A 13,040-nucleotide genomic window follows, 5' to 3' on the forward strand; every position below is an offset into this window, starting at 1 on the left:
CCCATCTGCACGGAAAGATCGACCGTCCGATCCGCGGTCAGTTCGATACCGCGCAGGTCCAGCGTCCCGGACCCCATGGTCACGGCGTATTCCGGCCGCACATCGGCGGCCGAGACGGGGGCCCAGGTGCGTTCACCCATGGTGGTGCTCTGGAAATCGAACGGCCCGACCGCGGCTGCCAGGATCACGAACGCCGCCAGTGGGGCGGTGACCAGCAACAGGCCGTGACCCCGGCGCCGGAAGGCACCGAGCATCAGTCCCAGCCCGACCACCGCGAGTGCGATCGCGGCGATCCGTCCGGGTGTCATCCATTCGGCTCCCGCCACCGCGGCCGCACCGGCACCCGCCGCAGCGAGGATGGCCAGGCCGAGGACGACCGCGGTGAAGCGTGAACGGGGGCGTTTCTCGGTGACCACCGCGACCTGCTGTGCGGGGGCGGGGTCGGGCAGGTCCCAGGCGAGTGGCGCGACACCCAGTGGGTCCCATGCGGGCGGTGTGCGGCCGGTGAGGCCGGTGGGCTTGCTCATCTCGACGGTGGGGTGTGGAGGTGCGGGCCGGTCCGGGCCGGTACGCCGAGGCGTGTCCGATTCGGCCGGGGTGGCCGCGACCGGGTTGCCGGTAGCGGTGACATCGGGTGCGCCTCGGCCCGGATCGCCGGCCGGTACCGATGCCGGGCCGGGCGAAGGTTCGGCAGCGGGGGGCTTGGTGAGGCTCGGGCCGCTGGTATCTGTCGTTTCGGAAGCAGCGGGTCCGGCAGCGTTTTCGCCGCCCTGCGCGGAGGTCGCGGCGGGGTTGTCCGGGACGTACTGATCCGGCAGTTTCGTATAGGGGGTATATATTCCGGTGTATTGGGAGGTGTACGGATCCGCGCCGCCCTGAGGGAACGTGGCACCGGGGTATCCGGTCGTGCCGGGGCTCCCCAGCGACTCCGGAGCCACCACCCCCGGCGGCAGCGGCGGCGGTTGCGGGGCGCGCAGATACAACATCCACCAACCGGCCAGCATGAGCGCCAGCGAGATCACCCCCGACCCGCCGAGCCCCACACCCACCGGGCCCATGGTGCTCACGGCGATCGCCAGCGCCACAATCAGCACGATCGTCTTCGTCTGGCTCTGCGAATCCTGCCGTTTACGGGTCAGCGATTCCGCCATCGACGCGCCCTCACCGGCCTCGGGGAACATCAGCCACCCGAACAGATAGAGCACGATTCCCGCCCCGCCGAAGAGGGTGGACACCACGAACGCCACCCGCACCAGCACGGGGTCGATGCCGTAGCGGTGCCCGACCCCGGCCGCGACCCCGGCGATCGGCCCCTGCCGGGGCAGGCGGGTCGGCCGGGTCTGCCACATCTGGTGGAGCTGATCACCGAAGCTGGTTCTCGTCATGAACCCATGCTCCGCTCCCCGCGGGCTCTCTCACATCGGGGGGAACCCTGAAGTTGCTCCCGGAAAACTCCTGACCACCACCTGACGGCGCCCGTTGTTCGCCTCTGATCGGTTGACCGGTTAACGCATCGCCAGCGATGTCTGCCATTCGATTCGGTCCAACCCCGCGCTGCCGGAGGCGGCGCCAGATATACAGATCAGGGTGTTTCCCCATGGCCGGGTGGGTCGAGGACGTGCCAGTATCGAGGGTATGTGCCCGTTCGGACCTGCCTTTTACGCCCCGGGTGCCGACCGTCCCGTGATCGCCCCGGAATCCGCGGGCGAGCGGTTCGTGCGCCGATCGGGTGGCCGGATCGTGGGCGGGGTCGCCGGTGGCGTCGCCGACCATCTCGGGATCGACGTCCTCAAGGTGCGGATGGCGTTCGTCCTGCTGTCGGCGCTGGCCGGGGCCGGGATAATCGCCTACGGCCTGCTGTGGATCTTCACCCCCGGCGGAGACGACGCCGCCCGGCCCTCCGGTACCGAACGCCGCCAGGCGATCGGGCTGGCGCTGCTCGGCCTGGGATTGTCGGTGGTGGTGTCGTGGGCGTTCAGCGGAACGGTTGCCCGGGTGATCGCACCGCTGCTGGTGATCGCGGTAGGCGCGGCGCTGGTGTGGCGGGAATACGATGCCGACGGCCCGCGGTCGCTGGTCGGGATACCGGCGAAACCGTCGGTGGTCACCTGGTCACGGATCATCGCCGGGGTGACCTTGGTGGTCGTGGGGCTGGCGGTGGTGGTGCTGTCGCAGGTCGACTGGGGTTCGCTCGGTTCGGCGCTACTGGCCGTGGCGGCAACCCTGATCGGGGTCGGTCTGCTGACCGTCCCACTCGGCCTGCGGTTGATGCACTCGCTCAATGCCGAACGCGCGGCCCGCATCCGCAACGAGGAGCGCGAGGAGATCGCCTCCCATCTCCACGATTCGGTGTTGCAGACGCTGGCGCTGATCCAGCGGCAGGCCGGCGATCAGCAGGAAGTGCAGCGCCTGGCGCGCAGCCAGGAACGCGAACTGCGGCGCTGGCTGTTCGCCGACGCGGGTCCCGCCGAATCCAGTCTCGTCGTCGCCCTGCGCACCATCGCCGGCGAAGTGGAGGATCAGCACGGTGTGAAGGTCACCCCGGTCACCGTCGGTGATGTGGCGATGGATGGCGAGGACAGCGGGTCCGGACTCCCGAAGGAACATTTCACCGCCGTCCTGGGCGCCACCAGGGAAGCGCTGGTGAACGCCGCCAAGCACGCCGGTGTCTCCGAGATCGACCTGTTCGCCGAAACGGAACCGCACCAGGTCAGTGTGTTCGTCCGCGACCGTGGTAACGGGTTCGATCCCGATTCGATCCCCGAGGACCGGCACGGTCTCGCCCGGTCCATTCGCGCCCGCGTGGAGCGGCGCGGCGGAACCGTGGAGATCGTCTCGGAGCCGGGACGCGGCACCGAGGTGCGGATATTGCTGCCCCGCACCGATTCCGGTACCGGCGACGAAGACACCGGTCGCGACCGGCCTCGCCCCCCGGAGACTGCTGCTGCCGGCGGTGCATCCGAACCCCCGCGGTCCCAGCACCCCGTGGTCACGCACACGTCCGGGCTCGCTCAGGTTGCCGCCGAGCATGCCCGCGGCTCGGGTACACGCCGTGAGGAGGTTCGTTGACAGCCGGTATCGCGGCTTTGGTAGAGGCATACCGGAATGGCTGGACACACCGCGATGCGGCCACGATCGCCTCGATTTGGGATCCCGAGTACGAAGTCGTGTACTCCCCTTCCGAACTGGACCGGCCGATCCTGGGCGCCGCCTCGATCGGCCGGTACTACGATCGGGTGTTCCACGATATCGGTGCGGTGCATGTCATGACCGTCGCCGACGTGCGAATCGACACCATCGGCGATATCGCCTACGCATACTTCTCGTTTCATCTCGAGGGTGAAACGGCAGTTGCGCCCGAGCCGTTTGTCGTCGACGGCCGCAACACGTTGATCGCACGTCGAACCGATGACGGGTGGAAAGGCATCCACTACCACGAATCACTGCGGGGGCCGCTTGCCGAGAAGTCGTGAGATGGGAATGGAGCCAGGCGTGGCACCGTACCGCCCGCTGTGGATGGGTAATCTCCGATGGCGGCCCGCGGCGGCGCCGTCGATACACAGGAAGGACGGGTGTGCGGGTTTTTCTCGTCGATGATCATGCAGTGTTCCGGTCCGGAGTACGGGCCGAGTTGAGCCGGGAAACCGATATGGAGGTGGTTGGGGAGGCCGGGGGTGTAGCCGAGGCGGTGGCCGGTATCAATGCCGCCAAACCCGATGTGGTGCTGCTCGATGTGCATATGCCTGCCGGAGGTGGGGTAGCGGTGCTGAACGGGATCGACAGCGGGCCGGTATGTCTGGCGTTGAGCGTTTCCGACGCCGCCGAGGACGTGATCGCGGTGATCCGGGCCGGCGCCCGCGGTTATGTGACGAAGACGATTTCCGGGGCCGAATTGGCCGACGGGATCCGCCGGGTGTCCGGCGGGGATGCCGTATTCAGTCCACGGCTGGCCGGTTTCGTATTGGATTCGTTCACCGGGAAATCACCGGTACCCGAGCCCCCGCTGGACCCCGAACTGGATTCGCTGACACCACGTGAGCTGGAGGTGCTACGGCTGCTGGCCCGTGGTTACACCTACCGGGAGATCGCCGAGAAACTGTTCATCTCGGTGAAGACCGTGGAAACCCACGCCTCGAATGTGCTCCGAAAAACCCAGCAGTCCAACCGTAATGCACTCACCCGCTGGGCCCACCGCCGCCGAATCGACTGAAATTTCGGTGGCGCTACGTGCCTCGAGGGCGGAATCGTTCGGCGAAGACGAGAAGTCCTGGCGTGGCACGCCGGCCAGCGCAATCAGACAGGGACGGTGCCGTCGAACCCGTGTAACCCGCGCACCGAACGAGTGACCGTGAACTTCCGGTTCCGGCCCACCACCTCGGTGCGGCCCACCATGCGCTCGACCACAGTGCGGTGGTTGAGGTGGTTGTTGTAAACCGTCCACAGCTCGCCACCCGGCCGCAGGACCTTTCCGGTCCGGATGAACATCTTGATCGCCGAACCGGTGTGTACGGCGGCGCCCACATGAAACGGGGGATTGCACACCACGAGGTCGGCGCTGTTGTCGGCCGCGCCCGACATGGCATCGTCCCGCACCACGGTGACCTGCCCGGTGACCGCGTTGGCCGCGGCGGTCGCGGTCGCGGAGGCCACTGCCGCGGCGGATTGGTCGGTGCCCACCACCGCGATTCCCGGGCGGGACCGGGCGAGCGCGACGGCCAGTATCCCGGTTCCGCAGCCGAGGTCGATGGCGTCGCGGGCATCGGGTTTCATGGCGCGCAGATGTTCCAGCAGGAATCGGGTGCCGATGTCCAGGCGCGGCCCGGAGAATGCGGCTCCGTGCGCCACCACGTCGATACCGAATTCGCCGATGTGTTCACGGAGCGGGAATCGTGGGTCGCCCACCGGTTTCGGTCCGCGCACCAGCAGGGTGCGCGATTTCTGGCGGCCGCGGCTGGCCCGTACTTCGGCGAAGGATTCGCCCAGTACATCGTTCATCGCCTTCGTGAGGTACTTGTCCCGGCCGCCGGCGAACACCTGGACCTCGGGGTGGGCGTAACGGGCGATGGCGTCGGCGATCTCGGCGAGCCCGGCCAGTACCCGCGGTAGTCGCAGCAGGACGACGGTGGCGTCGCGCAGCAGGTTTTCGCCGAGGGCGTGCGCGGTGTATCGGTCGCCGAGTCCGAGCGCGCGGGCGTTGGCGGCGAGCGCGAGTTCACCGGTCAGCAGGTCCTGGTGGACGCGGATGCGGTGCAGGTCGTGGGTGGCGGCGGCGCCGAGGGTGAGGGCGCCGTAGTTGTCGCCGATCACCACCACTTTCCCGGGCTCGGTGGTGGTGATCGTATCCGCGGCCGCGTCGAGGATGAGGCGGTCTGCGGCATCGACGGCGTACAGGTTGGCGGCCTCCACATCCGGATAGCGGCGCAACCGTCCCAATAGGTCCTCCACGTCTCGCACGTGACAAGTGTGCTAGATCGTTGCCGTGCGCTGCCGCGCGCCCCGGTGGATACGCTTCGCGCGGCATAGTTGCCGCGGTCGTGCGTGGTCTGCAGCCGGTAGTCGGGCCACACCGTGAGAGCAGGCGTTACCGCAGGACACTGACCGCTGCGGTTAGCATCGGCGATATGCGTACCGGGCGTTTACTGGTGGTGGCGGCGATGCTGGCGGCTCTCGCCGGGTGTGCCGATTCGGGGTCGACACCGCCGGTTAGCTCTTCGCCGATGAGTCCGGCGGTCCCCAGCTCGGAAGTGGGCACCCCGGGCCTGCCCGTACCGCCGATACCGCTGCCCGGGGAGCCGGTGCCCGCGCCTGACGATACGGTGCCGAAGCAGGCGGAGGCCTCTCCGGACGCCATGCTCACCGTCACCGATATCCGGTTGAGTCACCACGCGGGTTTCGACCGGGTCGAGTACTACCTGGGCGGGCCGGGTATCCCCGGGTGGAGTGCGTGGTACACCGGCCGGGCCGTACAGGACGGGAGCGGCCGGGAGCTCGAAGTGGCGGGCGATTCGGTGCTCGAGGTCCGGATCACCGGTTCGGCCTACCCGTTCGACAGCGGGGTGGCGCCCTATGCCGGGCCGGACCCGGCCACCGACCCGGCAGTTCCCGGTATCGCCGGGGTGTATCGGACGACGGTATTCGAGGGGATCACCCAGTCGTTCATCGGAGTCGCCGGTGACGAGCCGGGCTTCACCGTTTCGGCGGCTGTCATGCCGAACCGCCTGGTCGTCGACATCGCCACGGGTTAGTGTTTTCCGGGCAGGGGTATCGGTTGATCGGCAATGCGGGCCTGGACGGCCGAGAATCGTCTCGACACAGTACGGTTGTCAGCACCGGCGGCTCAGATGTCCGGCGCGCCGGGGCGAGAATACGGGGTCGTGGGCATCCGAGGGGAGTTTCAGATCGATGCCACGATTCGAACGAGCCGGCCTCGCCGCCGCACTGACCGCGCTGGTCGCCGGTGGATTCCTCGCCGCCTGCTCCACCACGGTGACCGGCACCGCCGAAGTGAACCAGAGCGAGTTGCAGCTGTACACATCGGAGGTCAAATCCTCGTCGGCCGCGGCGTCGTCGTCGCGGGCCGCCGCTGCCGACGCCGCCGCGACCGATGTGTGCGAGGCGCTGCGCGACAACAACAATCCGGCAGTGGATGCGTTCAACGCCTATATCGACGCCAGTGACAGCAAGGCGCCGGATCTGGAGGCGAAGAAGGGCGCCGCGATCACTGCGTTGCGCGATACCGCCGGCAAGATCGACGAGCAGCTCAGCCCCGATGTTCCCAACGATGTCTCGGCGCCGATGCGCACCTACCGCAACAATCTGAAAACCCTGGCCGACCTTCTGGAACGCAACGCTTCGGTGGATGAGATCAACGGCCAGATCGATTCGTTCAACGGAGACAAGGACGCCGCCTTCGACGCCTGCAAACCCTACTGAGGCGGGGCCGGGTCAATCGTAGAGACCTTCGACGCACCATCGGTCGTCCCGGGCAAGCAGTAGCAGGCTGTGCGGCCCCGGTAGTTCCACCTGGGCGCGGGCGGCCGGGGCCGCGCCGGGCGCCCACCAGAGCTCGTCGAGCAGCCAGGGCCCGGCCCACGCGGTGAGCCGCCAGCTCGACCGGCCCCAGCGCAACCGGACAGGCGGGCTGCTGAACAGGCCGCGTCCGGTGATCCGGACGGAGGTCCCGTCGGCCGCTTCGAGCGCGACGCGTGGGCGGTCGAGCATGATGACGGCGGGCGCCGGTTCCGGTATCCGGCCCGGCCAGGGCGGCGCAGGATCGGTATCCGGCGCCGGTTCGTCACCGAACGTGACCATGGTGATCCGTTCTGTTGGGCCGCGGCCGCCGCTGAGCACTCCCACCCGCACCGCATCCCCGCCGAGCAGGCCCTGGACGCGGACCAGTGCGCGCAGGGCACGTTCGTCCCCGGACCCGGTATCGCCCCACAGCCCGAGCTGCAGGGCGGCGGCCGGCGCCACCTCCACCGGTATCAGGTGCAGCACGGTGATCGCGGCGGTGGGCCGATTGCCGGGCGGCCGGGTGAGCCAGCCGTCCAGTTGCCAGCGCACGCGGTCGGCCACGCCGTCGGCGGTCAGCGGTTCGGCGCAGCGCCAGACCCGCGACATTTCTTCTCCGGCCTCGGTTTCCGCGCGGATCTCCAGCCGGGTGCAGGCCGCCGACGCCGCCGACAGGTTCGCGGTGAGCCGGGTGGCGAGTAGCCGGCCGGCGAAGGCCGCGGCGTCGACCCGGTCGATCGGTGGCTCGCACGGCAGCCGGACTGCCACCTCCGGAGGCAGGCTCCGGGGCGCCGGTGGACGATCCGGCAGTGCACGGGCGAGCCGGTGGGCGACGATCGCGTCCGCGCCGAACCGTGAGGTGACCTGCGTGGTTGTCAGGGCGGCGAAATCCCCGATGCGGCGCAGTCCCAGCCGGTGCAGCAGATCCAGCAGCGCGGCGCGTTCCCGTTCCGCGGGGCCGGGTTCGGCCGCCAGCTCGGTGATCGGTAACGGCGACAGGAACGGGGCATCCCGGCCGGGTGGTACGAGGGTGCCGTGCCGGGCGGCGACGATCGCGGTGGGGAGTTCGTCGGCGATCCCGATCCGGGCCTCCACTCCGGCGGTCGCCACCGCGGCGAGCAATTGCCGCACGGCCGCCTCGGCCGATCCGAAATACCGGATCACGCCCCGCGCGGGCAGGACGAGCAACCCGGGGCGCAATACCTCGACACCGGAAGCGAGATTGTCCACGGCCGCGGCGACCGGTTCGAACAATCGTGCGTCGCGGTCCGGATCAGGTTGTGCGATATAGAGTTCCGGGCAGCGGCTCTGCGCCTCGCGTTTGCGCATGCCGCGGCGCACCCCCGCCTCGCGGGCGGTGGCCGAACAGGTGACGACCCGGTTCGCCTGCAAAACCGCCACCGGCTGTTCCGCGGAGAGTCCGGCCCCGGCCGCCGCCGCGACCGCGGGCCAGTCGGGGCACCAGACCGCCAGCACTCGTGCGTCCGGGGGCGGGCTCATCGGCCGACCGTTCCGCGCCGGAAAAGGGCGGATCCGACCGGCCGGGCGGGCCTGTCACCGGATGAAGGAAAGTCCCGGCACGGACAGCGGGCCCGGCGGACGCCACGGGGTGTGATCGGGTCAGGAAGCAACAAAATCCTCCTGACCTGTTGTTTCCAGCTGTTCCGAGGTGTGCGTGGTGGCGATCTCGTCGAGACCGATCCATTCCACGCGGCCACCGAGCGGTCGTGCGGCGAGCCGGCCCCGGCGCGGTGCCCCGGCTCTGGTGCGGACTTCGATATCGAGGCTTATGGAACGGATCCGCCCGCTGCCTGTACCGAGCCCGGTATAGCCGGCTACGCGGCTTTCCAAGCTCAGGTCCGGCGCGGGCCAGTTGCCACCGGTGACGAGCAATGTGGCCCCTTTCCCGCGGGCTTTCGCGGCGAGCACCCGGGCGCGGGCAGGCTGGATCGCGGCCGGGCCGAGGCCGAGTACCACCAGCTCCATCCCGTCCAGCAGGACTGCCGCCACCTCTATCGGGTCCTGGCCGGCATCGGCGATCACCGCGAGCCGGTCCAGCCGCGCGCCCATTTCCGCGGCGGCGAGCAGTCCGAGCCGGGGCAGACCGACCGCGGCCGCGTGTCGCCCCGGCCCGGTGACCGCGGCGAGTAAACCGGCCAGCAACGTTCCGGCGCCGCTGTAGGACACCACCGATCCCTTGACCAGACCGTGGTCGGGCAGTAGCGGAGCGAGGGCAGCCGGTACGGGAAGTATTTCGCGCTCGACTGTCGAGGCCGGAGCGACCGGCGCGCGGTTGCCGGTCGCTCCGCGGGGTGCGGGGCCGGGCCCGCGGGCGCATCCGCTATTCGCCCGCGCCCGGCGCAGTTCGGCGAGTTCACGCAGCCGCGCCCCACTCGCCTTCGGTGGCCGTGCAGTGTTCACTTGCGCCGCCTCCGGTGCCGCCGGTTCGGGGCCCTCCGGGTCTCGGGTTTTCACTCCTTCGCTCCTCCGCTTCGTTCCTCCGCTCAGTCGCTCCAGAACCGAGGCGGGCCCCGAACCTCCGAGGTGAACTCGCCTCCTGGATCGAACATACATTCGATAGCTTAACGCCGGAAGGGGGGGGCCTGGAAGTCCGGCCGAACAACTACGACCCGCTGTAGTGAATGCCGTCACGTGTCGTCGGCCGCGGTCTCCGAAACCGGCCAGCTACCACCGTTTTCGACTAGTCTCACAGCATGATCGATCGCCCCCGCCCCATCGTCGGCCCCGATTATCTGGTGGCCGGCCGGTACCGCCTGCAGTCGAAACTGGGCGGTGGCGGTATGGGGGCGGTATGGCTGGCACACGATCGGCTGCTGGACCGTGACGTCGCTATCAAACAGGTGCTGTCCACGGCGGGCCTGGACGAGGCGGAGGCCCGCAAGGTTCGCGATCACATCGTGCACGAGGGGCGGGTCGCGGCCAAGCTCTCCCACGAGCACGCCATCGCCGTCTACGACGTGGTGCTGGAGGCCGGTGAACCCTGGCTGGTGATCGAACACCTGCCCTCGCGTAGTGTCGCCCGGGCGCTCGGGCTGGTGAACGCGCTACCGGTGATCGAGGTCGCGCAGATCGGCGCGCAGGTCGCCGACGCGCTCGCCGCCGCGCACACGGTCGGGATCGTGCACCGCGATATCAAACCCGGCAATATCCTCGTCGCCGACCGGGGGCCGGGGGTCGGGATGGCGAAGCTCAGCGATTTCGGTATCTCCCGCAATGTCACCGAGGCCTCCGACGAGCCCGACGGCATGATCACCGGGACTCCCGCCTACCTGCCGCCGGAAGTGGCCCGCGGTGCCCAGCCCACCGCCGCCAGCGATGTGTTCTCTCTCGGTGCCACCCTCTACACCGCCATCGAAGGTCAGCCGCCGTTCGGTATGGACGACGACAGCGACGCCGTCGTGGAACGCGCGGCCATGGCACAGATCAACCCGCCGACGCGCAGCGGGGTACTCACTCGCGTGCTGCTGCACATGATGGAACCGGCCCCGCAGCGCCGCCCCAGCATGGCCCAGGCGCGGGAGGAGATCCTGGCCGCCGCGTTCGGGCCCGGTGCCGCCGACAACATCCTCGGCGCTCCGGTGCGCACCGAGGACGGCACAATCCCCGCCTGGGCGGCCCGTAACTCCGCCGCCGGGCTGCGCAGCCCCCGTTCCGGCCCTTTGCCTCGCCGTGCCCAGCCGCCGCAGCCCGTGAACCCGGCCCCGGCGCCCGCGCAGCAGATGATCGGCCGTGGAGGTTCCGGGCAGTCACCCAGCCCCACCGTGGCGGTCACCATCGGTCTGCTGATCGGGCTGGTCATCATCATCGTGATCCTCATGATGGTGATGTGACGGAGCGGCCGTTGCCGCGGTGATAGGCAATGGCCTCGCATTATCGGATTCGCCACGATGTGTAGCGCGGATATTCCGCGTTCGCCGAGGTCGCGCGCGGCCAACCGGATCCGTTTCGTGGACCGGTCCGTGACCCACGACGGCCCGTCCGGCGGTAAGGTCCGGTTTGTCTGTCTTTTCGGCGCCCCCGGGAACTTCGTCAGGGGTGGTGATCGTTGGACGGACAGTTGGATATCGAGTAACAGCTCGAGCCGACGGTCGTGCCCCGGTATGGCCAACGAACTCCGAGAAAGGGATTTGCGGTGCGCGCCACAAGCAATCCGGTATTCAAGAATCTGCCGAAGCAGGAAACCGGCTACGCGAGCTTCGGCTCGGCTGCGGCCGGCGCGGGACAGCTGGGTTACCAGTACGGCAACCAGCAGCAGCCCCCGCAGTATCAGCAGCAGCCCTATCCGCCGCAGGCGCCGGCCCGGTCGCTGACCATCGACGATGTGGTCACCAAAACCGGGATCACGCTGGGTGTGCTCGCGCTGTCCGCACTGGTCACCTACATTCTGACCAGCGCCAACACCGCGCTCGCCCCGATGTTCGTCATCGGTGGCGGCATCATCGGCCTGGTCCTCGTCCTGGTCGCGACCTTCGGTCGCAAGATGGACAACCCCGCCATCGTGCTCGCCTACGCGGTCGCCGAGGGCGTGTTCGTCGGCGCTCTGTCGTTCATGTTCACCGATATCACCTTCGGTGGCGCGGGCGGCGCAGGCATGATCGGGCAGGCCGTCCTGGGCACATTCGGTGTGTTCGCGGGCATGCTCGTCGTCTACAAGACCGGCGCCATCCGGGTCACCCCACGATTCACCCGCATGCTGATCGGCGCCATGATCGGCATCCTGGTACTGATCGTCGGCAACCTGGTCGCGAGCTTCTTCACCGACGGCGGCTTCGGCCTGCGTGACGGCGGCCCGATCGCGATCATCTTCAGCCTGGTGGTCATCGCCATCGCGGCGTTCAGCTTCCTGCTCGACTTCGACGCCGCCGACCAGCTCATCCGCGCCCAGGCCCCGCCGAAGGCCGCCTGGGGTGTGGCGCTCGGCCTCACGGTCACCCTGGTCTGGCTCTACGTCGAGATCCTGCGCCTGCTGAGCTACTTCCAGAGCGACTAGTCACAGTCTCGATCGTCCGAAGACGGCCCTCGCCTCGGCGTGGGCCGTTTTCGCATTTCCGGACGAATCAGTATGTTGCCTACGTGCCGAACCCGCTCCCGGACCGAACTCCCACACTCGGCGTTCGGACATTCAACGCTGTCGCCAACGCCCGCGCGGCGCTCGCCGCGCTCGACGCCTCTGCTCGTCAGCTCCCCAACCCGGCTCTGCTGCGGCAGCCGACGCTGCGGCAAGAGGCACAGAGCACCTCCGCGCTGGAAGGAACCTATGCGCCGCTGGAGGAAGTTCTCGGAGTAGATACCGATTCTTCTCCAGCACGGAGAAACGACCTATGGCCGACGTTTCACCGCGCCCGAAGTGCTCGCTGTCCTGCTGCGCTGAGCACTGCGTATCGACCCGAACTCGAGTGGTTCACCGGCACGCTCCGCAACCGGGATAACACGGTGCCACGCCCTGGCGACATATCCGGTATGGAATTCATCTTGGTAGCGCTCGCTGCGGGATATATCGCCATCACCCAGTTCCTCGACGGCGCTGCCCAAGCCCTGGGCTCGGCCGGTCTCTAGAGCTGCACGTGACCGTATGGGCGCGGGATGAAGGCTATGGCGACTGATCAAGGAGGCGTAAGAGCTCGGTACGTCAAAGGCGGGCAGAGTGAGACGGTCCAGTGGTTCAACGCCGTCTTCGGCGCCGGGTACCTCGGCTACGCGGGGTATCTGGCGTTCGTATTCGAAGGCGGCAGCTACCTGATCATTTTCCAGGCGTTCATTCTGCCGGTGCTGCTGGTGGTGAACTTCGTTCGCTCGACCGATCGGTCGGCCCTCACCACGAAGCCGACCCCGACCCAGCAGGCATGGCGCGCGTACCAGAAGGAACAGGACCGCCTCGCGAAGCTCTGAGCACTGTCAGGGCAGTCAGGCGGCCAGTATCGACGGGCTGGAGGTCGAGGTGATGCGGGCGTGGCAGGCGGTCACCTGGATCGCGGATCTGGTGACCGTGCAGGGCCGGGCCGTGAAGT

General features: G+C 68.6%; 13 protein-coding genes. 9 read left to right on the forward strand and 4 right to left on the reverse strand.

Translation table 11 applies throughout. The annotated features are described in order from the left end of the window. A partial coding sequence (locus NS6_RS17240; RefSeq protein ID WP_068043059.1) for a PspC domain-containing protein occupies positions 1 to 1,385 on the reverse strand: 1,385 nt, incomplete at its 3' end. Positions 1,386 to 1,635: 250 nt separating this feature from the next. Here NS6_RS17240 and NS6_RS17245 point away from each other — a divergent pair. The 3 genes from NS6_RS17245 to NS6_RS17255 all read left to right on the forward strand — a co-directional run bounded on the left by NS6_RS17245 (position 1,636) and on the right by NS6_RS17255 (position 4,210). Further along, a complete protein-coding gene (locus NS6_RS17245; protein WP_084471142.1) occupies positions 1,636 to 3,069 on the forward strand; it encodes an ATP-binding protein in 1,434 nt (477 codons plus the stop codon). Then, positions 3,066 to 3,473 (forward strand): YybH family protein, encoded by a 408-nt coding sequence (locus NS6_RS17250; protein ID WP_068043061.1) that lies wholly within the window; start codon positions 3,066 to 3,068, stop codon positions 3,471 to 3,473. Before NS6_RS17245 ends, NS6_RS17250 begins: the two co-directional genes overlap by 4 nt. Positions 3,474 to 3,574: 101 nt before the next feature. Further along, positions 3,575 to 4,210 carry a response regulator gene (locus NS6_RS17255; protein ID WP_068043064.1) on the forward strand — a complete coding sequence of 212 codons (636 nt, stop codon included), beginning with the start codon at positions 3,575 to 3,577 and terminating at the stop codon, positions 4,208 to 4,210. A gap of 83 nt (positions 4,211 to 4,293) precedes the next feature. Here the strand turns inward: NS6_RS17255 and NS6_RS17260 are convergent, their stop codons facing one another. Continuing rightward, positions 4,294 to 5,454, reverse strand: coding sequence for a class I SAM-dependent methyltransferase (locus NS6_RS17260; RefSeq protein ID WP_068043066.1), 1,161 nt, complete (start codon positions 5,452 to 5,454; stop codon positions 4,294 to 4,296). 167 nt (positions 5,455 to 5,621) lie between these two features. Here NS6_RS17260 and NS6_RS17265 point away from each other — a divergent pair, with 167 nt between their 5' ends. Together NS6_RS17265 and NS6_RS17270 are read left to right on the forward strand one after the other, a co-directional pair. Beyond that, positions 5,622 to 6,245, forward strand: a complete 624-nt coding sequence (locus NS6_RS17265) for an AMIN-like domain-containing (lipo)protein (RefSeq protein ID WP_068043068.1) — start codon at positions 5,622 to 5,624, stop codon at positions 6,243 to 6,245. A 157-nt stretch (positions 6,246 to 6,402) separates the two neighbouring features. Beyond that, positions 6,403 to 6,933 (forward strand): Rv2240c family protein, encoded by a 531-nt coding sequence (locus NS6_RS17270; protein WP_068043069.1) that lies wholly within the window; start codon positions 6,403 to 6,405, stop codon positions 6,931 to 6,933. Positions 6,934 to 6,945: 12 nt separating this feature from the next. Here NS6_RS17270 and NS6_RS17275 read toward each other — a convergent pair whose 3' ends face one another. Together NS6_RS17275 and imuA' are read right to left on the reverse strand one after the other, a co-directional pair. Continuing rightward, complete coding sequence (locus NS6_RS17275) at positions 6,946 to 8,511, reverse strand: DNA polymerase Y family protein (RefSeq protein WP_068043070.1); 1,566 nt, start codon at positions 8,509 to 8,511, stop codon at positions 6,946 to 6,948. 120 nt (positions 8,512 to 8,631) lie between these two features. Next, positions 8,632 to 9,486 (reverse strand): DnaE2-dependent mutagenesis accessory factor ImuA', encoded by an 855-nt coding sequence (gene imuA', locus NS6_RS17280; RefSeq protein WP_157112805.1) that lies wholly within the window; start codon positions 9,484 to 9,486, stop codon positions 8,632 to 8,634. A 239-nt stretch (positions 9,487 to 9,725) separates the two neighbouring features. Here imuA' and NS6_RS17285 point away from each other — a divergent pair, with 239 nt between their 5' ends. From NS6_RS17285 to NS6_RS17300, 4 genes are all read left to right on the forward strand, one after another. Beyond that, complete coding sequence (locus NS6_RS17285; protein ID WP_068043071.1) at positions 9,726 to 10,862, forward strand: serine/threonine-protein kinase; 1,137 nt, start codon at positions 9,726 to 9,728, stop codon at positions 10,860 to 10,862. A gap of 302 nt (positions 10,863 to 11,164) precedes the next feature. Continuing rightward, positions 11,165 to 12,022 carry a Bax inhibitor-1/YccA family protein gene (locus NS6_RS17290; RefSeq protein ID WP_068043073.1) on the forward strand — a complete coding sequence of 286 codons (858 nt, stop codon included), beginning with the start codon at positions 11,165 to 11,167 and terminating at the stop codon, positions 12,020 to 12,022. 83 nt (positions 12,023 to 12,105) lie between these two features. Continuing rightward, entirely contained in the window at positions 12,106 to 12,588 is a 483-nt protein-coding gene (locus tag NS6_RS34805; protein ID WP_068043076.1) for a Fic/DOC family N-terminal domain-containing protein, read from the forward strand. 36 nt (positions 12,589 to 12,624) lie between these two features. Then, complete coding sequence (locus tag NS6_RS17300) at positions 12,625 to 12,921, forward strand: hypothetical protein (RefSeq protein WP_245669397.1); 297 nt, start codon at positions 12,625 to 12,627, stop codon at positions 12,919 to 12,921. Positions 12,922 to 13,040 lie beyond the last annotated feature (119 nt).

The sequence above is a fragment of the Nocardia speluncae NBRC 108251 genome, from assembly GCF_001613245.1.
In the GTDB taxonomy this organism is placed as follows: domain Bacteria; phylum Actinomycetota; class Actinomycetes; order Mycobacteriales; family Mycobacteriaceae; genus Nocardia; species Nocardia speluncae.

Excerpts from the sequence above, each read along its gene's own strand:
- NS6_RS17245 (WP_084471142.1), top strand. The coding sequence starts at position 1,636 with ATGTGCCCGTTCGGACCTGCCTTTTACGCCCCGGGTGCCGACCGTCCC.
- NS6_RS17265 (WP_068043068.1), top strand. The coding sequence starts at position 5,622 with ATGCGTACCGGGCGTTTACTGGTGGTGGCGGCGATGCTGGCGGCTCTC.
- NS6_RS17275 (WP_068043070.1), bottom strand. The coding sequence starts at position 8,511 with ATGAGCCCGCCCCCGGACGCACGAGTGCTGGCGGTCTGGTGCCCCGAC.
- NS6_RS17300 (WP_245669397.1), top strand. The coding sequence starts at position 12,625 with ATGGCGACTGATCAAGGAGGCGTAAGAGCTCGGTACGTCAAAGGCGGG.
- NS6_RS17285 (WP_068043071.1), top strand. The coding sequence starts at position 9,726 with ATGATCGATCGCCCCCGCCCCATCGTCGGCCCCGATTATCTGGTGGCC.
- NS6_RS17270 (WP_068043069.1), top strand. The coding sequence starts at position 6,403 with ATGCCACGATTCGAACGAGCCGGCCTCGCCGCCGCACTGACCGCGCTG.